The sequence below is a fragment of the Bacillus sp. FSL R5-0593 genome (assembly GCF_038603755.1).
In the GTDB taxonomy this organism is placed as follows: domain Bacteria; phylum Bacillota; class Bacilli; order Bacillales; family Bacillaceae; genus Bacillus; species Bacillus velezensis.
On the sequence record NZ_CP152011.1, the window covers coordinates 2,019,511 to 2,040,388 of the forward strand.

The 20,878-nt window shown below is 38.7% G+C and carries 34 protein-coding genes and 2 pseudogenes; 33 read left to right on the forward strand and 3 right to left on the reverse strand.

What is annotated here, in order from left to right; translation table 11 throughout:
* Nucleotides 1–38: 38 nt before the first annotated feature.
* From NYE36_RS10025 to NYE36_RS10040, 4 genes are all read left to right on the forward strand, one after another.
* The gene (locus tag NYE36_RS10025) at nt 39–653 is read left to right on the forward strand and encodes a hypothetical protein (protein WP_342496912.1); all 615 of its coding nucleotides are present in this window, start codon (nt 39–41) and stop codon (nt 651–653) included.
* A 109-nt stretch (nt 654–762) separates the two neighbouring features.
* Nucleotides 763–927 (forward strand): hypothetical protein, encoded by a 165-nt coding sequence (locus tag NYE36_RS10030; RefSeq protein ID WP_162992616.1) that lies wholly within the window; start codon nt 763–765, stop codon nt 925–927.
* A 116-nt stretch (nt 928–1,043) separates the two neighbouring features.
* Nucleotides 1,044–1,343 carry a hypothetical protein gene (locus NYE36_RS10035; RefSeq protein WP_342496913.1) on the forward strand — a complete coding sequence of 100 codons (300 nt, stop codon included), beginning with the start codon at nt 1,044–1,046 and terminating at the stop codon, nt 1,341–1,343.
* Between the two features lie 154 nt (nt 1,344–1,497).
* Nucleotides 1,498–1,800 carry a hypothetical protein gene (locus NYE36_RS10040; protein WP_342496914.1) on the forward strand — a complete coding sequence of 101 codons (303 nt, stop codon included), beginning with the start codon at nt 1,498–1,500 and terminating at the stop codon, nt 1,798–1,800.
* Here NYE36_RS10040 and NYE36_RS10045 read toward each other — a convergent pair.
* A complete protein-coding gene (locus tag NYE36_RS10045) occupies nt 1,797–2,411 on the reverse strand; it encodes a DUF1643 domain-containing protein (RefSeq protein ID WP_053574241.1) in 615 nt (204 codons plus the stop codon). The two genes, NYE36_RS10040 and NYE36_RS10045, sit on opposite strands and share 4 nt — an antisense overlap.
* A gap of 70 nt (nt 2,412–2,481) precedes the next feature.
* Here NYE36_RS10045 and NYE36_RS10050 point away from each other — a divergent pair, with 70 nt between their 5' ends.
* The 8 genes from NYE36_RS10050 (at nt 2,482) to NYE36_RS10085 (ending at nt 6,314) form a co-directional block, all read left to right on the forward strand.
* The gene (locus tag NYE36_RS10050) at nt 2,482–3,321 is read left to right on the forward strand and encodes a thymidylate synthase (protein WP_342496915.1); all 840 of its coding nucleotides are present in this window, start codon (nt 2,482–2,484) and stop codon (nt 3,319–3,321) included.
* Nucleotides 3,321–3,875 (forward strand): dihydrofolate reductase, encoded by a 555-nt coding sequence (locus NYE36_RS10055; protein WP_342496916.1) that lies wholly within the window; start codon nt 3,321–3,323, stop codon nt 3,873–3,875. Before NYE36_RS10050 ends, NYE36_RS10055 begins: the two co-directional genes overlap by 1 nt.
* Before the next feature lie 80 nt (nt 3,876–3,955).
* Entirely contained in the window at nt 3,956–4,321 is a 366-nt protein-coding gene (locus tag NYE36_RS10060; RefSeq protein ID WP_174747166.1) for a hypothetical protein, read from the forward strand.
* Nucleotides 4,322–4,372: 51 nt separating this feature from the next.
* Nucleotides 4,373–4,684, forward strand: a complete 312-nt coding sequence (locus NYE36_RS10065) for a hypothetical protein (protein WP_342496917.1) — start codon at nt 4,373–4,375, stop codon at nt 4,682–4,684.
* A 272-nt stretch (nt 4,685–4,956) separates the two neighbouring features.
* Nucleotides 4,957–5,334: a hypothetical protein gene (locus NYE36_RS10070; RefSeq protein ID WP_199022612.1), complete on the forward strand. Its 378-nt coding sequence runs from the start codon at nt 4,957–4,959 to the stop codon at nt 5,332–5,334.
* 192 nt (nt 5,335–5,526) lie between these two features.
* Complete coding sequence (locus NYE36_RS10075) at nt 5,527–5,712, forward strand: hypothetical protein (protein WP_199022613.1); 186 nt, start codon at nt 5,527–5,529, stop codon at nt 5,710–5,712.
* A 135-nt stretch (nt 5,713–5,847) separates the two neighbouring features.
* Complete coding sequence (locus NYE36_RS10080; protein ID WP_265624579.1) at nt 5,848–5,982, forward strand: hypothetical protein; 135 nt, start codon at nt 5,848–5,850, stop codon at nt 5,980–5,982.
* On the forward strand, nt 5,979–6,314 hold the full coding sequence (locus NYE36_RS10085; RefSeq protein WP_225046070.1) for a hypothetical protein: 336 nt from the start codon (nt 5,979–5,981) through the stop codon (nt 6,312–6,314). Before NYE36_RS10080 ends, NYE36_RS10085 begins: the two co-directional genes overlap by 4 nt.
* Before the next feature lie 426 nt (nt 6,315–6,740).
* On the opposite strand, the gene NYE36_RS10090 is transcribed toward NYE36_RS10085, so the two are convergent.
* Nucleotides 6,741–6,953, reverse strand: a complete 213-nt coding sequence (locus NYE36_RS10090; protein ID WP_327942559.1) for an alpha/beta-type small acid-soluble spore protein — start codon at nt 6,951–6,953, stop codon at nt 6,741–6,743.
* 160 nt (nt 6,954–7,113) lie between these two features.
* Here NYE36_RS10090 and NYE36_RS10095 point away from each other — a divergent pair, with 160 nt between their 5' ends.
* The 10 genes from NYE36_RS10095 to NYE36_RS10140 all read left to right on the forward strand — a co-directional run bounded on the left by NYE36_RS10095 (nt 7,114) and on the right by NYE36_RS10140 (nt 10,119).
* Nucleotides 7,114–7,941 (forward strand): metallophosphoesterase, encoded by an 828-nt coding sequence (locus NYE36_RS10095; protein WP_095353308.1) that lies wholly within the window; start codon nt 7,114–7,116, stop codon nt 7,939–7,941.
* A gap of 42 nt (nt 7,942–7,983) precedes the next feature.
* Nucleotides 7,984–8,343: a hypothetical protein gene (locus tag NYE36_RS10100; RefSeq protein ID WP_199022616.1), complete on the forward strand. Its 360-nt coding sequence runs from the start codon at nt 7,984–7,986 to the stop codon at nt 8,341–8,343.
* A 42-nt stretch (nt 8,344–8,385) separates the two neighbouring features.
* Nucleotides 8,386–8,547 (forward strand): hypothetical protein, encoded by a 162-nt coding sequence (locus NYE36_RS10105; protein ID WP_181461931.1) that lies wholly within the window; start codon nt 8,386–8,388, stop codon nt 8,545–8,547.
* Between the two features lie 33 nt (nt 8,548–8,580).
* Nucleotides 8,581–8,739, forward strand: a complete 159-nt coding sequence (locus tag NYE36_RS10110; protein ID WP_181461930.1) for a hypothetical protein — start codon at nt 8,581–8,583, stop codon at nt 8,737–8,739.
* A gap of 14 nt (nt 8,740–8,753) precedes the next feature.
* Nucleotides 8,754–8,930, forward strand: coding sequence for a hypothetical protein (locus tag NYE36_RS10115; RefSeq protein WP_225046072.1), 177 nt, complete (start codon nt 8,754–8,756; stop codon nt 8,928–8,930).
* Nucleotides 8,905–9,324, forward strand: coding sequence for a hypothetical protein (locus NYE36_RS10120; RefSeq protein ID WP_327942554.1), 420 nt, complete (start codon nt 8,905–8,907; stop codon nt 9,322–9,324). Before NYE36_RS10115 ends, NYE36_RS10120 begins: the two co-directional genes overlap by 26 nt.
* Nucleotide 9,325: 1 nt before the next feature.
* Nucleotides 9,326–9,496 carry a hypothetical protein gene (locus NYE36_RS10125; RefSeq protein ID WP_342496921.1) on the forward strand — a complete coding sequence of 57 codons (171 nt, stop codon included), beginning with the start codon at nt 9,326–9,328 and terminating at the stop codon, nt 9,494–9,496.
* A complete protein-coding gene (locus NYE36_RS10130) occupies nt 9,493–9,636 on the forward strand; it encodes a hypothetical protein (RefSeq protein ID WP_265463681.1) in 144 nt (47 codons plus the stop codon). Before NYE36_RS10125 ends, NYE36_RS10130 begins: the two co-directional genes overlap by 4 nt.
* 85 nt (nt 9,637–9,721) lie before the next feature.
* The gene (locus NYE36_RS10135) at nt 9,722–9,907 is read left to right on the forward strand and encodes a hypothetical protein (protein ID WP_327942551.1); all 186 of its coding nucleotides are present in this window, start codon (nt 9,722–9,724) and stop codon (nt 9,905–9,907) included.
* Nucleotides 9,908–9,933: 26 nt separating this feature from the next.
* Nucleotides 9,934–10,119 (forward strand): hypothetical protein, encoded by a 186-nt coding sequence (locus NYE36_RS10140; protein ID WP_327942587.1) that lies wholly within the window; start codon nt 9,934–9,936, stop codon nt 10,117–10,119.
* Here the strand turns inward: NYE36_RS10140 and NYE36_RS10145 are convergent.
* Entirely contained in the window at nt 10,109–10,348 is a 240-nt protein-coding gene (locus NYE36_RS10145) for a helix-turn-helix transcriptional regulator (RefSeq protein WP_014470254.1), read from the reverse strand. The two genes, NYE36_RS10140 and NYE36_RS10145, sit on opposite strands and share 11 nt — an antisense overlap.
* Before the next feature lie 97 nt (nt 10,349–10,445).
* Between NYE36_RS10145 and NYE36_RS10150 the strand changes: the two genes are divergently transcribed.
* The 11 genes and pseudogenes from NYE36_RS10150 to NYE36_RS10200 form a co-directional block, all read left to right on the forward strand.
* The gene (locus tag NYE36_RS10150) at nt 10,446–11,045 is read left to right on the forward strand and encodes a Holliday junction resolvase RecU (RefSeq protein ID WP_094032697.1); all 600 of its coding nucleotides are present in this window, start codon (nt 10,446–10,448) and stop codon (nt 11,043–11,045) included.
* On the forward strand, nt 11,042–11,188 hold the full coding sequence (locus NYE36_RS10155; RefSeq protein ID WP_342496918.1) for a hypothetical protein: 147 nt from the start codon (nt 11,042–11,044) through the stop codon (nt 11,186–11,188). Before NYE36_RS10150 ends, NYE36_RS10155 begins: the two co-directional genes overlap by 4 nt.
* An 84-nt stretch (nt 11,189–11,272) precedes the next feature.
* The gene (locus tag NYE36_RS10160) at nt 11,273–12,976 is read left to right on the forward strand and encodes a recombinase family protein (RefSeq protein WP_327942547.1); all 1,704 of its coding nucleotides are present in this window, start codon (nt 11,273–11,275) and stop codon (nt 12,974–12,976) included.
* Nucleotides 12,942–13,367: pseudogene (locus NYE36_RS10165) on the forward strand (stage V sporulation protein K); the annotation flags it as partial. The gene NYE36_RS10160 and the pseudogene NYE36_RS10165, both read left to right, overlap by 35 nt.
* A 129-nt stretch (nt 13,368–13,496) precedes the next feature.
* Nucleotides 13,497–14,759 (forward strand): GTPase HflX, encoded by a 1,263-nt coding sequence (gene hflX, locus NYE36_RS10170; RefSeq protein ID WP_225046176.1) that lies wholly within the window; start codon nt 13,497–13,499, stop codon nt 14,757–14,759.
* 16 nt (nt 14,760–14,775) lie between these two features.
* Nucleotides 14,776–16,041 (forward strand): aminotransferase class I/II-fold pyridoxal phosphate-dependent enzyme, encoded by a 1,266-nt coding sequence (locus NYE36_RS10175; protein WP_007410367.1) that lies wholly within the window; start codon nt 14,776–14,778, stop codon nt 16,039–16,041.
* A 109-nt stretch (nt 16,042–16,150) separates the two neighbouring features.
* A complete protein-coding gene (gene glnR, locus NYE36_RS10180; protein WP_007611631.1) occupies nt 16,151–16,555 on the forward strand; it encodes a transcriptional repressor GlnR in 405 nt (134 codons plus the stop codon).
* A 57-nt stretch (nt 16,556–16,612) separates the two neighbouring features.
* Nucleotides 16,613–17,947 (forward strand): type I glutamate--ammonia ligase, encoded by a 1,335-nt coding sequence (gene glnA / locus NYE36_RS10185; protein ID WP_007410365.1) that lies wholly within the window; start codon nt 16,613–16,615, stop codon nt 17,945–17,947.
* 612 nt (nt 17,948–18,559) lie between these two features.
* The gene (locus NYE36_RS10190) at nt 18,560–18,814 is read left to right on the forward strand and encodes a hypothetical protein (RefSeq protein WP_033574791.1); all 255 of its coding nucleotides are present in this window, start codon (nt 18,560–18,562) and stop codon (nt 18,812–18,814) included.
* A 49-nt stretch (nt 18,815–18,863) separates the two neighbouring features.
* Nucleotides 18,864–19,421, forward strand: a complete 558-nt coding sequence (locus NYE36_RS10195; RefSeq protein ID WP_031379094.1) for an SMI1/KNR4 family protein — start codon at nt 18,864–18,866, stop codon at nt 19,419–19,421.
* A 29-nt stretch (nt 19,422–19,450) separates the two neighbouring features.
* A pseudogene (locus tag NYE36_RS10200) lies at nt 19,451–20,870 on the forward strand (HNH/ENDO VII family nuclease); the annotation flags it as partial.
* Nucleotides 20,871–20,878 lie beyond the last annotated feature (8 nt).

Here is a 20,878-nt window from a genome sequence, read left to right on the forward strand (position 1 = left end):
TGGGCAAAATAAATTAAAAAACAAAAGGAGAATGTTAAATGGGGAAAATGGATGAAGTAATTGTTGTAGCATCTAGAGATAAAGTATTTGATAATGGAAAGCTGGACTTTCAAGGGATTGAAGCTGATCCAAATGTAATTGATCAAATAATTAAAAACCTTGCTGAGAATATGATCACTATGAGGAGGGGAGATGCTGAGAGGGATCAAAGCTGTAAGCAACCAATCCCCTATGCCATTTTACAAAAAGGAGACCAAGTATTTGCATACGAACGCTTAAGAAAAGGCGGGGAAAAGAGGCTTCATGATCAATTATCAATTGGTGTTGGCGGGCACATGAATTTAACTGAAGCAACAAATTTTTGGGAAGCTATTGATGAGAACTTAAGGAGAGAGCTTTCAGAAGAGTTATTTATCTCAACTTCTAATTTAAATTTAGAAGTTGTGGGGTTGATAAATGATGACTTAAATGAAGTGGGGAAAGTTCATTTAGGCATAATGATTATTGTTAAACTACCTGAAAATGCAGAGGTATCAGTAAGAGAAACAGATCAATTAAAAGGCTTTTGGTTAAATGAAAAAGATTTTGATAATCCAGTAGTATTTAATCGTTTAGAATCTTGGTCTAAATACGTGGCAGATATTATTTATTAGTTTAAACCCCTGGCTTTGATCATGATGTTTGTCAGTGGAGGGTCTCAGCCAGGGTACAACTTAAAATACTCAAAAAACTCAACAATTATACCAACCAAGGAGTTGCTGGATGAAAAAAAGATTACGTAAAAAGGCGTGGATGACAGGGAATACAAAACATGGCGAATTCATGTTTAATGTAATTGATAAGGTAAATGCAGATGGATATGTATATTATCCAAAAGGACGCTATCATGTAGACAGGAAAGGGAATATGTACAAGTTTAAAATTTAGAAAAAGCGAAATTATGATGGCTAAAGTTTACAAAGAACTTAGGGATACCAAAGGGTGTCGATTGAACGAACATCTCTATAAAAGAAGACTTTTATAGAAAAGTGAGGTGAGATTCAGTGAACAATTATGTAGATGAAATTAAAGAACATCTTCATAAAATTGCTGAGCTTGAAAAAGGATTGGCATTATTCAGTGAAGATGAAGAAGAATACATAAGCTTATTAGCTAAGATTCAGGAGCAGTTTTATTTTATATCCGACGAAGCAATGGAAGGATTTAAAGAATTAACTATACATATAAGAAATACAGGACAGAAAAGAATACAACGGGGAATTGATCAGCTGCCTCACACAATCAAAGAAAGTGTAAGCGAAGAAATTAAAGACATAAAGAGATCCGGCGAGCTGTTTGATTGAACATAGTTATTTATAAGATAAAAATAAAATAAGGAGATGTATTAGAATTACATACTTTACGTTATTACTTGCAGCATACTTATTTGCACTAAACATTAATGAAATTAGATTAATTACTCGAGGAGAACAGAACGTATACGCTAAAGTTACGCATATGCTTTCTAATTCACCGTATAAAGAACTGAAGAAAAATAAGAACTTAGTATATGTCATTACATTGTTCAAGGGGATTTCATTCATCATCCCCTTGGCTACTATTGGATTGATTACGCACGGTAACTTGTTAATGTTAGCTTGGACAGCTTTTGCTTTAATATATACCGGTTTAACAATGTTTAAAATTATTGATGTTTTGGAAGGTGACTCAAACAATCATCAAAACAAGTTCGTGTACATGCTGTTTGTTTGCGGTAATATTGTCTTCGTGATTAACTTTATTATTGGTCGTTTCGTTTAAGCGTCTAATTCATGTTCATGATACGCTTCAAGCCATTTAAGCCCTGGCCTAGAAGGATGTCTTGGTGAATTCTTAACTGTGAGAAGCCTGTTGTAATGGGTTTTGATAACAAATGCCTCGTCTTTATTTATTCCTTTTAGGAGCTGTTTAACATCGTTGCATTGCTTATTAAAACTTCGTTTATCGAATCGCTTTGGACAATCACCCCAAGCAAAGATTACCTTTTTAGATTCTTTAGCTAAATTGGCTATAATTTGATGATTAGTCTTAACGGTAGCTTCATACAGGCTACTGTTCTCTTTTTGAAGCTTATGAATTATTGAGGATAGTTCCGCTGAATTTGTTTCGTAAAAAGGATAGAGATTGACAATATGAATGGATCCAACTTCATTTAATGAGTGGCTAAAATTACATAACTTAGTTATAGTGAGGTCGGATACTTCTTTGTCAGCAATACTTGGATTTAACATAATAAACACATGTGAAGAGTCTAAATTATTATTAAGCTTTATTGATAAACAATATCTTGCTTCAATTGAGTCTGTTAATCTTTCAGTTTTACATTCCAGTACTTCTTTAACCACCGCTGGCTTGTATTTGTAAACAGACAAAAAGATCACCTCATTCCATTATGTGGGCAAGGATATTTTACCAAACAATGGAATTGAAAGGAAGGAAATTATGAGTCAATTTGATATGCAGTACAACACAATCATAAATGACATAATTAATAATGGAGTATCTGACGAAGAATTCGATGTCAGAGCCAACTGGGATACAGATGGAACCCCAGCTAATGCACTCAGTGTAATCAGCAGGAAAATGCGATTTGACAATACTGAAGTACCAATTTTAACGACTAAAAAAGTTGCCTGGAAAACAGCAATCAAAGAATTGCTTTGGATATGGCAGCTTAAATCAAATGATGTCAACGAATTAAACAAGATGGGTGTGCACATCTGGGATCAATGGAAACAAGAAGATGGTACAATCGGCAAAGCATATGGATATCAGCTTAGTAAAAAGAACAGAGTGCTAAACTGTGAAAAAGTTGATCAGGTTGATTATCTTCTTCATCAGTTGAAAAATAATCCATCATCACGCAGACATATTACAATGCTTTGGAATCCTGATGATTTAGACTCAATGGCTTTACCACCTTGTGTATATGAGACACAGTGGTATATAAAACAAGGAAAGCTTACCTTAGAGGTAAGAGCTCGTAGCAATGACATGGCTTTAGGGAATCCGTTTAATGTGTTCCAGTACAATGTTTTGCAGCGTATGATTGCTCAAGTTACTGGCTATGAGCTAGGTGAATATGTCTTCAATATTGGAGACTGTCACGTATACACTCGTCATATAGACAATTTGAAAATTCAAATGGAAAGAGAGCAATACGAAGCACCTGAGCTATGGATTAATCCAAACGTAAAGAACTTTTATGATTTCACAATAGACGATTTCAAGTTGCTTAATTATAAGCATGGAGACAAGCTTTATTTTGAGGTAGCAGTATAATGCTATCTCTTATTGCTTGCTGCGACAAATCAATGGCCATTGGGTACGAGAATAATCTTCTTTACCATATTCCTGAAGACATGAAACGCTTTAAAGAACTCACAACAGGAAAGTTGTGTATTCAGGGGAGACTCACATACGAATCAATCGTAAACATTACAGGTAAGCCACTTCAGAACCGAAGGAATATCATATTGACTAAAAATAAGGATTTCAAGCCTGATCACTCTTCGTTTGTTTATCATTCGATTGACGATGTATTAAAGCTTATACGTGGTCAACTGGATACAAATGAAGAGGTAATGGTCATTGGAGGAGGGATAATATACGAGGCACTCTTACCACATGCGGACAAAGTTTATTTAACGATTGTTGATTCAGTCGCTGCGAAGGCAGATTCATATTTTCCAAGGTTGAATGATGATTGGAGAGTAATTGAAAAGGATCACAGAAAAGCAGACAACAATGACACATTTAATTATTCATTTGTGACTTACTCAAAAGTTTTTAAGAATAAAAATAAAATAGTTATAGACTTTCGGGAAGTTGAATGATAAGATAAAGACAAGTTAAAAGCTTGTCTTTTTTTACATACTTTTAGAATAAAAATAAAATAATTTATAGGAGTGGCGATATGAAAACTGCAACTGATTATCTTGTTTCCATTTCAAAACCTCTTGCAGCAATTGAGGAGACTAAACAACGACTTCAAAATGAAATTGATAACCTTTATAAAGAGCTCGGGAAAGTTGATAAAGAGCTCAATGAATTTTATCACAAGCTAGAAGAAGACAAATTTAATGCTTCAGAGGGATATCATCTTTCGTTAAAAGGTCAAAAGATATTAAGAAAGAGAAGGAACTTAAAACAAGAACTTCAATTATTGAACACACTTTTCGGGAGTTTAAACAATAACGGATGGACACTTGAATCACTGAAAATTGCAGAGTATAGAATTAGCAAAAAGAAAAGCAATCATTTAAAGTATGATCCAGTTTAATCCCCATTCACATTGTGAATACATATTTAATCCTTATAAGGAGGTGATTAATTGCAACAAAAAGAGCAAGAATTGTTGTCAAAGAAAGAACAACTTGAAATTGATGCTTTAGAAAAGGAAGCAGATTTACTCAGGTTGGAAGTGGAACAAGAAGATTTTAATCTCCACAAAATTGGGGAGATCAGAGTACTTATAAATTTTCTTCTATACATAAAGAAATACAGAGCAATGTTTACTGTGCAGCAAGCAGAAGAATTTAGAAATATGGATGACCGAATGAAAGAAATCATCAAATTCCATGAAGGACAAGTAATGGTTGATGAAGAAGCCTTAGAGGCGTTTATTGAGGAAATTGAGAATTAATTTAATTGGAAGTGGAGGAGATAAGAATAGCGGTGTGGATGATGCATGGTTCTAGCGCGCCCGGCGGCTGGACGCCGAGAATTAGCGTCCAAGAAGAGCGAAAATAGGTTTTCTGAATGCGAAAACAAATGCCGCTGTAAGAGCGATAACTACTTTATCTTCGGTTGATACTTTCATGAATCGAACCTCCTTTCGGTAACTCAGGTATATTGTACCACATAAATGCGAATGTGTGTTCGACTTTTTATAAAAAATTATGGAGGGATTGCGTAATGGTATGTCGTTTATGCAAGGAACGCGGAAAAACGTGGGAAGGCTCCGATCCGGTATGTGCATTTGAAAATGGCGTGTTTTCGCCGGACAACTGGGCGTGCGCAACGATGGGGAAACTGCGCAGATTATCGGAGGAACTCGGGCATTCCGACCGGGACGATGATTCTTGCGGATCAATAGGATATGTACCTTTAAGCGATAATTTCGCGGTGGATACTTACAACGATTACGGAGGCTATATCGTAATGATGTGGTACAAAGAGCGCGGAAAGGTCGGTAACGCGCTCTTTATGACCGACGAAAGCACAGTACCATTGACGATTGAACATGCAGAGATTGCGATTAAAACGGCTGAGAGGTGGTTGCATAATGGCTGAAACGAAAAAGTATGTGCGAATTATAAGAAATGTTAGTGAGTACGGGAATAAGAATAATCGGATTTTCCCTGCGTTAGGGACGTGGGAGGATTCGTATATAATCGGTAGTCCTGACGGGGTGTTGTACGTTCGAAAAAAGGACGCCGAACTTATCGTAACGGAAAAGCGCCCGGTCAAAGTTGGGAGCGCGTGTTGATTACGAATGCTGTACCTATGGGAAAGCAAGCGTATGAAGCCGGAGATATTTTCGAAGCAGCGATCACGAATTCTCCAGTAACGGGGGCTGTAAAAGTTTCAGGTTTGCCGATCTTTATCGACTATAAAGAATACGAAGTCATCGTTAATAACGAAGTTAAAAACGAGGATGGAATATTATGAGGGTATAAAAAGATCGCGGGATGAGAGGCATGTAGCAGGGGATATTGAAGCTAAACGCCATAATGCCGGTGTATTAACCGGGATACGCACTACACTTGACCTTCTCGGAATCAAAATCGAAGGAGTGAATGCTTGATGAAGCGACCAACACCGTACGAATTAAACGAATCAATAGCGGCGCTAAAGCTCGGCGTACCTGAGCACCTTTATCATCACGTTTGGCGCCTTATTTACGAAATCGAAGCATTACATGAGGAGGCCGGAAGATGAGCGGTAAACTAACGAAAGACCAACTCGAAGAAATCCGCCAGCGTGTGGAAGCGACAACCAAAGGATTTTGGCATGCAAACATTCATCATGAATGGCCTGGGAACGAAAACCTTCGTTATTGGATAGTTACTCTTGAAGATGGTTTAGCAGCTACAGTAACTAAAGAAGATGCAGACTTCATTGCAAACGCACGCCAAGATATTCCTAAACTTCTTGATTATATAACAGAGCTTGAAAGGAAACTTCAGAAAAAAGAAGTTGAACTTACAGAGTGTAATCGTGTCTATTTAGAGTTGTTGAGTAAACAAGAGTTCACAAATACTGAAATCTAAGTAAAATCTGTATTTTAAAGAGAAGGTGATGCAGTGAAAGAGTCGTTGAAGAATGATTTTCAAGAGTTTATGAATATTGCAAAAAGCTTCCTTGCTGTTTCTGGAGCAGTCTTTTGGTTATTGATAATTTCACTTGTTTTTTCTGGAGGCTATTAAAATGAATCAATCATATAAAGTTAGTCTAGAAAAATTGCCAATAGAAAGCTTAGAGACACTGAAGATAGACATACAAAATAGAATTAATGATGGATTGCGTACCGATAACAATGTATACATAAAAGACCAAAGAAGAAAACTTCAAATTGTTTTAGACGAGCTGGTTAGTCGAAGTACATTTGTCCACTAAAGGAGGTGAATACAATGCCAGTAGTACTTTATGGGTTTGGAAGAGGAGCATAAAAGAGAGGGGATTACTCCCCTCATAAATTAATGAAATTGACCATTCATGCTTTGCTGAGCCAAGCGAACCAAACGTTTTATGATTTCACCACCTACTGATCCGTTTGCTCTGCTAGTTGTCTCAGGCCCTAAGTTCACACCGAACTCAGAAGCAATTTCATACTTCATTTGTTCAAGTGCACCAGCAGCTTGAGGTACGAGTAATTCATTGCTGTTGTTTGATCTGTTTTGTTGAGCCATATGATCATCTCCTAAAGTAGTATGTAAAACAAGTTTGTTCAATTGTATTGTGTGGAGATGATTTGAGATTATACACATTAATTTGAAAAGAGGGGATTTAAATGTCAATTGGTCATGGAGCATGAGTTAACTCGTACTTAAACAAAGAAGGGGGGATTAAATGAAAATCGATTATGTTTCAGATCTGCATATTAACCACTGGATTCCTTGGAATAATAATCAAATCAAGTGGGAAAAGCGAACAAGGGAGATTATTAGAAGGTTAATATCGAATGGAAATGGAGAGGTATTAATCATTGCCGGTGACTTTACTGAGTGGAATCAGCAAACACTGTGGGTACTGGATGAAGTAGCAAAGCAATATGAAAAGGTTTATTTCACATATGGCAATCATGATCTTTATTTACTCAGCAAAAATCAGCAACGAAAATACTCAGATTCATTGGGAAGGTTAAATGATCTAATTCAAAAGGCTACAGATATCAGGAATGTCACTCCATTGATAAAGTCAACGGATACATACAAAGGGAAAGTCTTTGCTGGAGATGTCATGTGGTATCTTCCTAAAGGAAATGAAGGTTGGGATTTCTTCAAAGGAATCTCTAATGATTCAAACTATATCAGCCTTAATGGATACAGCAAAGAAGATGGGGTAAGAGCAATGTGGAAAGAATCAATGGGCTGGTATGACACTCTTGAAAACTCTGAAATTGATGTATTTGTCTCACATGTCCCTCCTGTTCACAATCCATATTCACCTTTTGAGCCTAACAGCTGCTATATGGTTGATGTCCCATTCATTAACGCAAAACATTGGATTTGCGGACACGATCATTTACAAGCTGAGTTTAACAAAGAGGGAACAAAATTTCACATGAACTGTATTGGATATCCGTATGACTATGATAATTATCCCTGTGTCAACGTGATACCTGGTGAAGAAGTAGATTCATATAAAACGTTTGAACTTAAAACATTCGAGATTTAGATTCAGTTAAAATTCTAATTTTATTAAAAAGGAGAGATTAAATTGAATAAGAGAATAAAGAAGAAGATTCGAAATAGAGTTGAATCATGGATTATTTATAAGAATCCTAATGGGTCATATAATTCATTGGGTGTAAACAAATTTGGAGAAGTACCTTCACATGCACGTCCTTTGCATCCTGAATATGAAACATTAGAAGAGGTCTTAAATTCTTTCCCGAAGGGTTTTAACTTTCCTTTGGTTGAATTGAAAAAAGAAGAAGAAAATATGTTGTTCTTTGACCATTATCCTACAAGCGACGGTGGGTGGCATACAGGGAATAGAGATGTATGGGGTATTTGGGGACAGCGATTCTTATTGAAAAAGATAGCGGATGGGCGCTGCGAATACGTTTCGAAATAAAATGTTTATTTTCTGATTTTATCCAGAGAGGGGAAAATAATAATGAGTATGCAAAGAGGAGCAAATACACCGGAGGAGTTGGTTAAATCAATTCAGAAACTCGGAAGGGAAATGCTAGAATTTAGAGACTGTATCAATGGTATTCGTGAAATTGTTATTACTCTAGATGAAGATGATGGGTCATTTACGATTACAACAGATTAAAATGTTGATTTTATGCAGAGGTGATCAGAAAATATGAGTAAATTAAAAATGGCAGATATGTTGAAATTGCATATTAGAAATATTGATAATGAATTAGATAAGGTTGAAGAAATTGAATATAGAATTGAGTTAATTAAGGAAAAGGGCGAAACGGTAAGGAAATTAACAGACTTAGCTGGTGATTTCATTTAGAGGGGATAAGCTCAATGAAAGAGATTGATTTTGAAGAAATTAAGCAATTCGTTGAAGTAATGTCTCGGCAAGTTGGATCGACCAAGGTGATGAAAATTCACAATTGCATTATTACTTTCTTTCAACGGGTACCAGAAATAATCGATTTGCACAGGGAGGTAATGAATGAAGAACGCAATGTCCTGGTTTGATATAGACTTTGAAGTTAAACCAGGCAATAAAATTAATGGAGCTCTTTTGCGATTATTTGATCTCATGAAGGAGAGTCTGCAAATTTATTTCAATATTGAGAACTCTTCTGATATTCACAAATTTCTAAAAAACGCCGCAGCAAAGAACAATGTTGATTATTCCTTCATTGAATGGATTAGGGGAAAGGGCATCCCAAGATTAAAGAAAATTGATTTTGAAAATTTACCAAGTAATGATCAATTTCTTGCAATGATTGAGTTCGATGAATACTGTCTTAAATGTGAGATGGATTTTAAAGAACCAGAAGAGGTAAGGAGCTGTATCATCACGATTATTAATAGTATTCAAGAATATATTAATATCTGTAACCAGTTAATTAAAGGGGGCGAGTGATCTGATTGTGACAGCTTGGATATTGTTCGTTGTATTTGGGCTTGTGGTGTTAGCAAATATGGATTCCCAAGGGGATATTAAATTTGCAGTGTATATTGGTGTATTAAAATTTGTTTCAGTATTCGTTGTTGCCATTGCGGCAGGAGTGATTTGGGGAGGGTTATTTCAATGAAACTCACAAAAGAAAATATTGATCAGTTAATTGATGAATGGCATAAGAGCGATACTGATTTAAAATTACACCAGTACTTGGGACTTACATGGGAGCAATATAAGCTCTTGGTAATGGAAGATACTGAAGACATCAAATGAAGATTATGAAGAGCATTTCAAGGGTAGGTAAGATATTTAAATAAAATCGGTCTTTTAATGAAAGGCATAAAGGGAGGAAGCGGTCATGTCATTAGTTAAGAAAGGGGACAAGATAAGAGTAACAAAGGAAGCACAAGGTCATTGGGGTCACATTATCTACCCTGTTGGAAGCGAATGGGTAGTCAAAGAGGTAATTACACCTGACACAGGAACGGTTTTTTGCAAAGGGAATGATTATGGAATACCACAGACACATTATAAGGTTATTTAGGATAAAAATAAAATGAGGTGAAAGGTATAAACGAGGAATATAAAACAATTCAAATACTGTTCAACAAAATGGAAAGACAAATTGGTACGGTGAAAGAAGCTATCGAGAACAAAGAATACAAAAGAGCCCACCGTAACCTAATCAACCTTTCAGATAATAATGAAGAATTGATGCAGGAAATCAGATGGGCTCGAAAAGGAATTAAGATTTAACTTTTCTTCTTTCTTCATGGTTCCATTCGTACAGCTCTTCAATTGAGCAACCAATGGCATCAGCAAAAGTCATTCCTGTAGCTAAGTTCATATTTGCTTTTGCTCCACTTATATAATCGTGGATACGTTGTCTCGGGTATCCTGTACGTTTGAAAAGGTCATCAACTGTGAGGTCATATTCAAACATTAATTCATTTAAACGAGGGCGTAGGGGTGTCCATTGCTTCATTTCATACACTTCTTTCAATATTGATTAACATAAAACAGTGTAGCAAAGGTCTATTCTAATTTCAATTTTGGTTTCAATAATTTAGGAGAGTGATTGATTGGGAGGTACAAACCAAGGTAAGGTTTTTGAAGCAAATATAGAAAAATCAGCTGCAGATCAAAAGCTGTTCTTTTACAGAATTAAAGATGTTAACCCAATGTTTTTAAAAAGGGACGCTGCAGTATCAAAAAACAAATATGACTGCTTTCTGTTCTTTAAGGGGCACTTGTTCCCCTTTGAGCTTAAATCAACAAAGGATAAGTCTGTATCCTTCAGTGAAAAGATCATCAAGCCACAACAGATTAAACACTTAAAAGAGGCTACTCAATATCCAAACGTAATCCCTGGGTTTCTGTTTCAATTTAGAGAGCCAGAAAATAAAGTTTATTTCGTACATATTAATGATTTCCTTACATATAAGAATATAGCTGAAAAACAGTTGAAACATACATATAAGAATAAAGTAAACAAAGCCAGCATTCCAATTGCAATTTGCGAAGAGATCGGCACAGAAATCCGTTCGATGAAGAAAAAAGTAAACTATACATATTACTTGAACAAACTTTGCGATGATTTGATTAAAAGATCCAATGCATTGGACAACCCCAATAAATCATACATTGATGGCAAGTCATCAATAGGGGTGATACATCAATGAGCAAGCGAAAAGAGTGCCCAGAGAATTACAAAGTAACCAAAGAAGTAACAGAGAGTGTGCGTGAATGGATTGATGAGGTAATGGGGGGCAAGGAGTTTTATGATTTTGCTGCAATGCTTATGTACAAGTACAAAAAAGCCTAAGACTTAAGTATACCGTCGATTATGATGGTATACTTCTTAACATGTACAGACGTAAAAGATTAAACAATAGGGGGAAAGATGACATTGCTTATATTAAAAGGTGATCAAAAATTAAATACTGAGCAGATTATGTCCCTCATTGGAAAAGTAAATGCGCTAATTTATGCAAGGGTATCAACCACAGATCAAGCTAAAAAAGGTTTCTCAATTGAGTCACAGTTGGATAGGTGCAAAGAAAGGGCTATGAGCAAATTCGGTTACAAGGACAGTGAGCTGATTGCTTTAGTTGAACCAGGAGGAATGGGCGATGATCCTAATAGACCGGCTCTAAATCATGCTCTTTATTTACTCCAAAAGGGATTAGGTAAGAAATTTTTAGTTCTTCACCCAGATCGCTTAACAAGGGATAACACTTTACAAGGAGTTATTTCACGGAGAATCTGGGGGATGGGCGTTGACATTGAGTTTATCGAGTTTGAAGTGAATCCGAATGATCCTGAATCGATGCTAATGTACAACATTCAAGGATCTATTGCTCAATACAACAAAGCGAAAATACATGCAAACTCAAAACGAGGACGCCTTGCAAAAGCAAAAAAAGGTGAGTTTCCTTCATTTAAAAGGTTGTACGGTTACAAGTTTAATACGGTAACAGACCTTCCAGAGTACAATGAAGAGGAAAAAGAAATATTGTTAGAGATGAAGGATATGTTGCTAAATAAAAAATTATCTTCAAATGAAATTGCCAAAGAACTTTCCAGAAGGGGCGTGGCAGCTCCGAATGGTAAAACGTGGTTCCAGTCTACGGTAAGCAGGATGCTACAAAATGAAGACTACACTGGAGACTTTTATTACGGTAAGTCAAAAGTGGTTCAAGTAAACGGCAAGAAAAAGCAAATTCCAACGCCTGAAGAAGAATGGATTCTTATTAAAATCCCTCCTATGTGGAATCACGAGACACGGGATCAAATAATGAAACAATTAAAAGCAAATTTCAAAGGGCGGAGTCGGTCTACACGCGATTACTTATTGAAAGGAAAAGCGGTGTGTGGAAGATGTGGGGGCTCATGTGGTTCAGGAATAACATCAAAAACGAAATCGGGAACTTATAAATATTATTCATGTCGAAATAAAAACGCAAAAGCATATCAAAATGGCAAAGAGCTTTTTAAATGTAAAGGGAAAAACTGGAGAGTGGATATTGTAGACGACGTTTTTTGGAAATGGTTTAAGAAACTAATTAAGAATCCAAAAAAGTTCTTGGATCAATTCTTAGAAGAAGCATCTAATGAAAAAAGTATCGAGGAGATAAAAATCAAGATTAGTCGGTTGCAAAAACAACTTGAGGAAATCGATTCGGAAATAGCCAATTACGTAATCCTTTTTGGTAAAGGGAAAATAAAAGAGAGCATGTTCGATGAATTAACAAAACCATTAGAGCTAAATAAAGAACATGTTGAAAATGAATTAGAAATACTGCAATCACAGTTAAATGCAAACAAGAAAGTGGAGGACAGAAACGAAAAAACAATCAAGTACATGAATTCTTTTGCTGAAATGGTTGACAAGGATTTATCAATGAGTGAGAAAAGAAACTTCTTAGACTTTTTCATCGAAAAGGTCACATTGTATGATGACGATCATATGGAGGTTGTTTGGAAGAACAAAACACTAAATGGGGAGAGGAGTCAAAAAGTTGATTTTACTGAGGATGAACCAGAAGAGGATTCTGATAATCAACATAAAAGATTAAACCGTATTCAAGCATATGGAAGACAAACAGCATGAATTTATTCTGATCCTGGCAGGGTACTCGAGAGAAATGACACATTTCCTGTCATTAAATCCCGGCCTGCAATCGCGTTTCCCTATCAGCATTGATTTTCCGGATTACTCTGTCACTCAGCTGATGGACATCGCAAAGCGCATGATAGCAGAGCGGGAGTATCAATTAAGCCAGGAAGCCGAGTGGAAGTTAAAAGATTACTTAATGACAGTGAAAAGCACGACAAGCCCCATTAAATTCAGCAACGGGCGCTTTGTCAGAAACGTGATTGAAAAATCAATCCGCGCTCAGGCCATGAGACTTTTAATGGGAGACCAATACTTAAAAAACGATTTAATGACGATCAAGAGCCAGGATTTACTTATAAAAGATGAGGCGGCAGCTCACGAATAGACCTCTCAGCCGGTTTGAGGGGTCTCTTTTTTATTTCTCTCTTTAAAACCCGCCGGATGTGTGGTATACGCCCTGCGGGTTTGGTATGATAGTACTACTGCCCAATACGACACAGAAAGGAACATCCATTTGAACGAACAGGAAGGAAAAAAAGAAACGGTCATTTTGGTCGGCTGCCAGCTTCCGCACATGAAAGATGAGCACTTTGAACATTCCATGGAAGAGCTTGCTTCATTGACAAAAACGGCTGACGGAACGGTGCTGACCCGGATTACGCAAAAACGGAACAGAGCGGATGCCGCTACATATATAGGCAAGGGGAAAGTAGACGAGCTGAAGGCGCTGTGTGAAGAGCTTGAAGCGGATCTGATCATTTTTAATGATGAACTGTCACCGAGCCAGCTTAAATCACTCGCCACTGCAATTGAAGCGAAGATCATCGACCGCACGCAGCTTATTTTGGATATTTTCGCAAAAAGAGCGAAGACGAGAGAAGGAAAGCTTCAGATCGAATTGGCCCAGCTTCAATACGCGCTGCCCCGTCTAAGCGGACAAGGAATCAATCTCTCAAGACAAGGCGGCGGAATCGGGACGAGAGGGCCCGGTGAGACAAAGCTTGAAACAGACCGGCGCCACATTAGAAACCGCATACACGAAATTAACGTGCAGCTTTCAACGGTTATCCGCCACAGAAGCCGTTATCGGGAGAGACGTAAAAAGAACGGCGTGCTTCAGGCTGCACTCGTCGGGTATACCAACGCCGGAAAATCAACATGGTTCAATCAATTAACAAGTTCAGACAGCTATGAAGAAGATCTGCTGTTTGCAACACTTGATCCGATGACGAGAAAGATGGCGCTCCCAAGCGGCTACAGCGTCCTTTTGTCTGATACGGTCGGCTTCATTCAGGATTTGCCGACGACGCTGATTGCCGCTTTCCGCTCAACGCTTGAGGAAGTGAAGGAAGCAGACTTGATCATTCATGTCATTGATTCATCCAATGAAGATTATGCCGGGCATGAACAGACGGTCCTCGGTCTGTTAAAAGAGCTTGAGGCAGATGATATTCCGGTGCTGACCGCCTATAACAAACGTGATGAGACACTTCCTGACTTCATCCCGACAGCGGGAGAAGGCCACATCATGATCAGCGCCAGAATCGCCGGGGATGAAGCAAAACTAAAAGCGGAAATCGAAGCTTATTTGCGCCGGGAGCTGCTGACGCCGTATGAAGTTCATGTGCCTGCCGCCGAAGGCAAATTGATGTCACGCATCAAATCAGAGACCATGATCGACAGCCTTTATTTTAATGAAGAAAATGAACGCTACGAAGTCTCAGGTTATGTACAGGAAGAACAAAGCATACTCGGAGAATTGAAGAAATTCATGTAAGGAAGGTATACACAACATGTTTGACACACTGACCCATGGCGCTCTTTTACAAAAAACCGCCGAAGAAACAGAAGCGGAAATCTCCGCCGTTCATAAAAGAATAGAAGAAATCAGTGAACGGAATGAATGGAGAGTCCTGCAAAGCTACAGAAAACATAAAGTAAGCGATACGCATTTTACGCCTTCAACCGGATACGGTTATGATGATATCGGACGAGATACACTGGAGAAGATCTATGCTGATGTGTTCGGAGGAGAGGCGGGACTCGTGCGGCCGCAAATCATTTCCGGAACGCATGCGATTTCAATCGCGCTCTTCGGTGTGCTGAGACCCGGGGACGAATTGCTTTATATAACAGGCAAGCCTTACGATACACTCGAGGAAATCGTCGGAGTAAGAGGCGGGGAGTATTCAGGCTCGCTTAAGGAATTTCAAATCGGATACAATGCAGTCGATTTAACATCAGAAGGCAGAGTGGACTTTGAAGCGGTCCGGGCTGCAATCCGCCCGAATACAAAAGTGATCGGCATCCAGCGTTCAAAAGGATATGCGAATCGTCCGTCTTTCAGAATAAATGAAATTGAAGAGATGATTCGTTTCGTAAAGGAAATCAAAGAAGATGTCATTGTTTTTGTGGACAATTGCTACGGAGAATTTGCAGAAGAGCGGGAACCCTGCCATGTCGGAGCGGATCTTATGGCCGGTTCCCTGATTAAAAACCCGGGCGGCGGCCTTGCTAAAACGGGCGGCTATCTTGTAGGGAAAGCCAAGTGGATTGAGGCCTGCTCTTACCGGATGACCTCCCCGGGAATCGGAAGTGAAGCCGGCGCTTCGCTTTATTCACTGCAGGAAATGTATCAAGGTTTCTTTCTCGCTCCGCATGTAGTGGCGCAAAGCTTGAAGGGAGCGGTATTTACCGCCCGTTTTCTTGAAAAGCTCGGCTTTACGTCAAACCCTGCATGGAATGCGCCGAGAACGGATCTGATTCAATCAGTTGAGTTTCAGGACCCTGATAAGATGATCGCTTTTTGCCAGGCGATACAATATGCTTCACCGATTAATGCGCATGTGACGCCTTATCCGAGCTATATGCCGGGATATGAAGACGATGTCATTATGGCAGCGGGCACTTTCGTACAGGGAGCAAGCATTGAATTATCAGCAGATGGACCCATCAGACCGCCTTATGTCGCGTATGTCCAAGGAGGATTAACCTACGCGCACGTGAAAAATGCGATTTGCAGCGCCGTAAATGCTTTAATGGAAAAAGAGCTGATTTAGGCCGTTTGCAATTTTCAAAGAATTTGATGTTAAGATTCCTTACATTGTGTTGACACAAAATATAACATCACCTATAATGAGACTAAGATAAGAAAAGGAGGAAATTGAGATGAGTGATAACATTCGCCGCTCAATGCCTTTATTTCCAATTGGGATTGTCATGCAGTTAACAGAACTTTCTGCCCGGCAAATTCGATATTATGAGGAAAATGGATTGATATTTCCAGCGAGAAGCGAAGGAAATAGACGATTATTTTCATTCCATGATGTAGATAAACTGTTAGAAATCAAAAATCTGATTGAACAAGGCGTCAATATGGCGGGGATCAAACAAATTCTGGATAAGGCATCTGCCGAACCGGAAGAAAAATCCGAAAAAACCGCCAAACCGATGAAGCACGATCTGTCTGATGACGAACTCAGAAAGCTTCTGAAAAACGAACTGATGCAGGCAGGCCGTTTCCAGCGGGGAAATACTTTCCGCCAAGGTGACATGTCCCGATTCTTTCATTAATCCGTTAGCAACTGTTTTGCTATATACATTTACCTTTTAGAGGAGGAGTTTTACGAAATGGCAAAGTACACAAGAGAAGACATCGTAAAATTAGTAAATGAGGAAAACGTAAAGTATATCCGCCTTCAATTCACAGACATTCTCGGAACGATTAAAAACGTGGAAATTCCTGTGAGCCAGCTTGAAAAAGCACTTGATAATAAATGCATGTTCGACGGTTCTTCCATCGAAGGTTTCGTCCGTATCGAAGAGTCTGATATGTACTTATACCCTGATCTGAACACATTTGTAATCTTCCCATGGACGGCTGAAAAAGGTAAAGTAGCACGCTTCATCTGTGACATTTACAATCCGGACGGCACGCCGTTCGAAGGTGACCCGCGTAACAACCTCAAACGGATTCTGAAAGAAATGAAAGAACTCGGTTTCAGCGATTTCAATCTTGGACCTGAGCCTGAATTCTTCCTGTTTAAATTAGATGAAAAAGGCGAACCGACGCTTGAATTGAACGATAAAGGCGGATACTTCGACCTGGCTCCGACTGACTTGGGAGAAAACTGCCGCCGCGATATCGTGCTTGAGCTTGAAGAAATGGGCTTTGAAATCGAAGCATCTCACCATGAAGTTGCTCCGGGTCAGCACGAAATCGATTTTAAATATGCCGGTGCCATCCGTTCTTGTGACGACATCCAAACTTTCAAACTGGTTGTCAAAACGATCGCCCGCAAACACGGTCTGCATGCGACATTCATGCCAAAACCGCTGTTCGGCGTAAACGGTTCCGGTATGCACTGCAACCTATCACTCTTTAAAGATAGCGTTAACGCGTTCTTTGATAAAGACGCTGATCTTCAGCTGAGTGAAACAGCAAAACATTTCATTGCCGGTATCGTAAAACACGCGACAAGCTTTACGGCTGTCACAAACCCGACAGTGAACTCTTACAAACGCCTTGTTCCGGGCTATGAAGCACCTTGCTACGTGGCATGGAGCGCGCAAAACAGAAGCCCGCTGATCCGTATCCCGGCTTCCCGCGGCATCAGCACGCGTGTTGAAGTCCGCAGCGTAGACCCGGCGGCAAACCCGTACCTGGCGTTAAGCGTATTGCTTGCAGCAGGCCTTGACGGAATCAAAAACAAACTTGAAGCACCGGCTCCGATTGACCGCAACATCTATGTCATGAGCAAAGAAGAGCGCATGGAAAACGGCATCGTAGATCTTCCGGCGACACTGGCGGAAGCTCTCGACGAATTCAAATCAAACGAAGTCATGGTTGCAGCGCTCGGCGAGCACCTGTTCGAACACTTCATCGAAGCAAAAGAAATCGAATGGGATATGTTCCGCACACAGGTTCATCCGTGGGAACGCGAACAATACATGTCTCAGTATTAATCTCTCAATCCCTTGGCACTATTGGTGTCAGGGGATTTTTTGGATTTGATCATAAGATTAAAAGAACAATATTTTTGGTCCTTGACCAAAATATGACCAAAAAAATTTGAAGTTATGAATCTAACTCCGCAATTGATGACTCGTATTTCTCGTGATTCTTTATTCGGTTTTGGTTTGAGTAGACGGCTTCTAAAAATGGGGGCAGCTAACAACGGAATTGATGGCTGTTGCGTTCTGAAAACAGTAACTGCGAAACGTATATATGGCTTGTCTGCTGACGGAGTGTCCGACCAAAAACTAAAGCAAAAATGCTGTCTCTTCTGACATAAATGAAACAGACCTTTAATAGGGCTTTCAGGGTACGGTAGAACTGGTGAAATGAAAAAATGAACAAGACTAAAGACTTCCATCCCTCCACCTCCTCTTTGAAACTGAAGACGCCAGGTAAGGCGTTCTTTCGTAATATTTTTTTACAGCTTTTACTAAAACGATTTCACAACATTCTTATCTGAAAATTGTGGGCAATCATTTTCATTTTCCTTAATATGTTATTTTATGCAAACCCTATGTTACAATTTAACTTAGTATATAGACGGAAGGGGAAATGCAATTTTGCTTGGGATTAAAGTTGAAAAATCTGATGGTAAATTAATTATCAATTGGCAACTATCTAAAATTGAAATTCCAATCAAAGAAATCAACGATGTATTACTGGATCCATACTACGGGGGACAGGAGAAAAATGCAGTAAGGATTGGGTTTCCTTATGGCTCTACGGATAGGATAGTAATTAAAACGGCAAAAAACACTTATATTTTGTTTACTTCTAATGCTGCTTCAATTATGAATAAAATTCTTACTGATTAACAAATTCGTATCCTCAGTAATTATTCTGAGGAGTATGGGGGTGTTTTTATTGACTAACTTTGTCCATAAGACTATCAATGGTTTGAAAAGTCTTTTAGATGAAAAAGGGGCCATTAAATTGTTTTGTTCTGAGGGATATATTATAGAGAGTCTTGTGACTTTTTCTCCGAACAAAGCGTCTCTTAGTGAAATCCAAAACTTTCAGTCGAATCATAAATTCACTCTTCCTGATGATTACCTGAAGTTTATTTCTCAGCATAATGGCGCAAAAATTTTCGAAATCCTTTCAAAGGGTGAGAATATTGGCGGAGGGCTTCATTTATTTAGCCTTGAGGAAATAGAGGAAGAACTAAAATATGAGGATTTGTTTGATGGGATCAATGGAATACCTATTGGCTATCTGTTGGAAGAATGTCATTTAATGATCGATAAGGATAGAGTGAATCAAGGTGATCCTAACTATCTATTTATATTTGAAAGTGGTTCAGAATATAATCCATTAAATTTAAACTTTGAAATATTTTTAGACCGATATATTATGTCGAACGGGGATGCTTTTTGGGATTGGAAATACTATACCGCTGAAAATTATTACAGAACGAGATAAAACCGTGTATGACAGTCAGAACAGACTGTGATGAAATCAGCGATATCATTCATCTTGATGTTTTCTCTACAGAAGATGTCGATCAAAAGCTTGAGTCAGCAGATAAAAAAGAACGATACCATACATAAACTCGGAAAGCTTGATCACGATCTAACGAAAGAATACGCAGAAACCGAGGCAAATGAACATTTCATTCAGGCAGACTTTCAACAGCTCCAAAACGCTACGGGCAAAGGAAAAAACGCCACTCCGCTTCATTATAACGCCAAGGCATACAGGGAAAGTGACATACATAAGAAGAAAGGCGAGATTGCAAGACATTCAGATGCTTATTTGACGATTAAAAAGGAAGAAGCGAAAGAGCGGGAAATCAAGGATTTGAAGAAAAAACTCGCTGACGGTGTGACCGATCCGGATGAATATTTGGAAATTGCGAAGAAGATCGGCTATGAAAACCTTGAACCTTCCCAGCAGCAACATGTCATGCAGCTTGAACAAGCAAAACAGCTTGAAGAAGTCGGAGAAGTGACTTGGGATATTTTAAAAGGAGCTGGCGTTGGTTTATATGATGTCGGGAAAGACACGGTAACCGGTTTATGGGACTTCATAACCGATCCGGGAGAAACCTTGTCAGCACTGGGGAATGCAGTACTTCATCCTGTTAAAACATATGATGCTGTTTCAGCAGCAATCGAGGAATCGTATCAAAAAGATATGGTGAACGGAGATGCTTACTCCAGATCAAGATGGGTGACATATGCAATTGGTTCAGCAGCTGTGGCTGTCGTCGGAACGAAAGGAGCAGGAGCCGTTAACAAAGCTGATGCGGCGGGGAAGGTCATAAACAAGGCAGGACAGGTAGGTCAGAAAATTAAGGATGTTAAACTTCCAGATCTGCTTCCGTATAACTCTAAATATAATCTTGCGATGGCAGGGGACGTGCCATACAATGTGGTTGATAGCCAAAACCTTAAAAATGAACTTTTGACCAATGCAAAGAAATTGGATGAAAGCAGAAAGCCATTTACAGGTCAGCAAGTTGATGTCCCTTGGTTAAATAAAGAAAAATATGAAGCATACGAAATAGACGGTAAGGTAAAAGTTAAAGGAGAGCCTAGAGATGTAAGCCGTAGAGTATATACAATGAAAGATATTGATCTTAATCAAAAAAATCGTAAAGGCCTTACGAATCTACAACTGATGAAAAATGGTAATGCTCCGTTTGCTAAAGATGGCACGCAAATAAATTTACATCACTTAATTCAAGAAGAGCCTGGTACTATACTGGAGATACCTGAAAGCTGGCATAATAAGTACAGTGATGTTTTGCATGGATTAAAAGGGAATGGACAGAGTTTTAGAAATGATCTAGTACTTGATAAACAATATAAAAGTTTCAGAAGAAGGTATTGGAGATGGAGAGCTCAGCAATTTGAGAACCAAGAATAAGAGGTGAA

Coding starts and splice junctions, on each gene's coding strand:
- NYE36_RS10040 (WP_342496914.1), top strand. CDS start 1,498: ATGCTTTCTAATTCACCGTATAAAGAACTGAAGAAAAATAAGAACTTA.
- glnA (WP_007410365.1), top strand. CDS start 16,613: ATGGCAAAGTACACAAGAGAAGACATCGTAAAATTAGTAAATGAGGAA.
- NYE36_RS10030 (WP_162992616.1), top strand. CDS start 763: ATGAAAAAAAGATTACGTAAAAAGGCGTGGATGACAGGGAATACAAAA.
- NYE36_RS10050 (WP_342496915.1), top strand. CDS start 2,482: ATGAGTCAATTTGATATGCAGTACAACACAATCATAAATGACATAATT.
- NYE36_RS10095 (WP_095353308.1), top strand. CDS start 7,114: ATGAAAATCGATTATGTTTCAGATCTGCATATTAACCACTGGATTCCT.
- NYE36_RS10120 (WP_327942554.1), top strand. CDS start 8,905: ATGAAGAACGCAATGTCCTGGTTTGATATAGACTTTGAAGTTAAACCA.
- NYE36_RS10115 (WP_225046072.1), top strand. CDS start 8,754: ATGAAAGAGATTGATTTTGAAGAAATTAAGCAATTCGTTGAAGTAATG.
- NYE36_RS10090 (WP_327942559.1), bottom strand. CDS start 6,953: ATGGCTCAACAAAACAGATCAAACAACAGCAATGAATTACTCGTACCT.
- NYE36_RS10070 (WP_199022612.1), top strand. CDS start 4,957: ATGGTATGTCGTTTATGCAAGGAACGCGGAAAAACGTGGGAAGGCTCC.
- NYE36_RS10055 (WP_342496916.1), top strand. CDS start 3,321: ATGCTATCTCTTATTGCTTGCTGCGACAAATCAATGGCCATTGGGTAC.
- NYE36_RS10110 (WP_181461930.1), top strand. CDS start 8,581: ATGAGTAAATTAAAAATGGCAGATATGTTGAAATTGCATATTAGAAAT.
- NYE36_RS10080 (WP_265624579.1), top strand. CDS start 5,848: ATGAAGCGACCAACACCGTACGAATTAAACGAATCAATAGCGGCGCTA.
- NYE36_RS10085 (WP_225046070.1), top strand. CDS start 5,979: ATGAGCGGTAAACTAACGAAAGACCAACTCGAAGAAATCCGCCAGCGT.
- NYE36_RS10145 (WP_014470254.1), bottom strand. CDS start 10,348: ATGAAGCAATGGACACCCCTACGCCCTCGTTTAAATGAATTAATGTTT.
- NYE36_RS10060 (WP_174747166.1), top strand. CDS start 3,956: ATGAAAACTGCAACTGATTATCTTGTTTCCATTTCAAAACCTCTTGCA.
- NYE36_RS10175 (WP_007410367.1), top strand. CDS start 14,776: ATGTTTGACACACTGACCCATGGCGCTCTTTTACAAAAAACCGCCGAA.
- glnR (WP_007611631.1), top strand. CDS start 16,151: ATGAGTGATAACATTCGCCGCTCAATGCCTTTATTTCCAATTGGGATT.
- NYE36_RS10135 (WP_327942551.1), top strand. CDS start 9,722: ATGTCATTAGTTAAGAAAGGGGACAAGATAAGAGTAACAAAGGAAGCA.
- NYE36_RS10025 (WP_342496912.1), top strand. CDS start 39: ATGGGGAAAATGGATGAAGTAATTGTTGTAGCATCTAGAGATAAAGTA.
- NYE36_RS10130 (WP_265463681.1), top strand. CDS start 9,493: ATGAAACTCACAAAAGAAAATATTGATCAGTTAATTGATGAATGGCAT.
- NYE36_RS10105 (WP_181461931.1), top strand. CDS start 8,386: ATGAGTATGCAAAGAGGAGCAAATACACCGGAGGAGTTGGTTAAATCA.
- NYE36_RS10155 (WP_342496918.1), top strand. CDS start 11,042: ATGAGCAAGCGAAAAGAGTGCCCAGAGAATTACAAAGTAACCAAAGAA.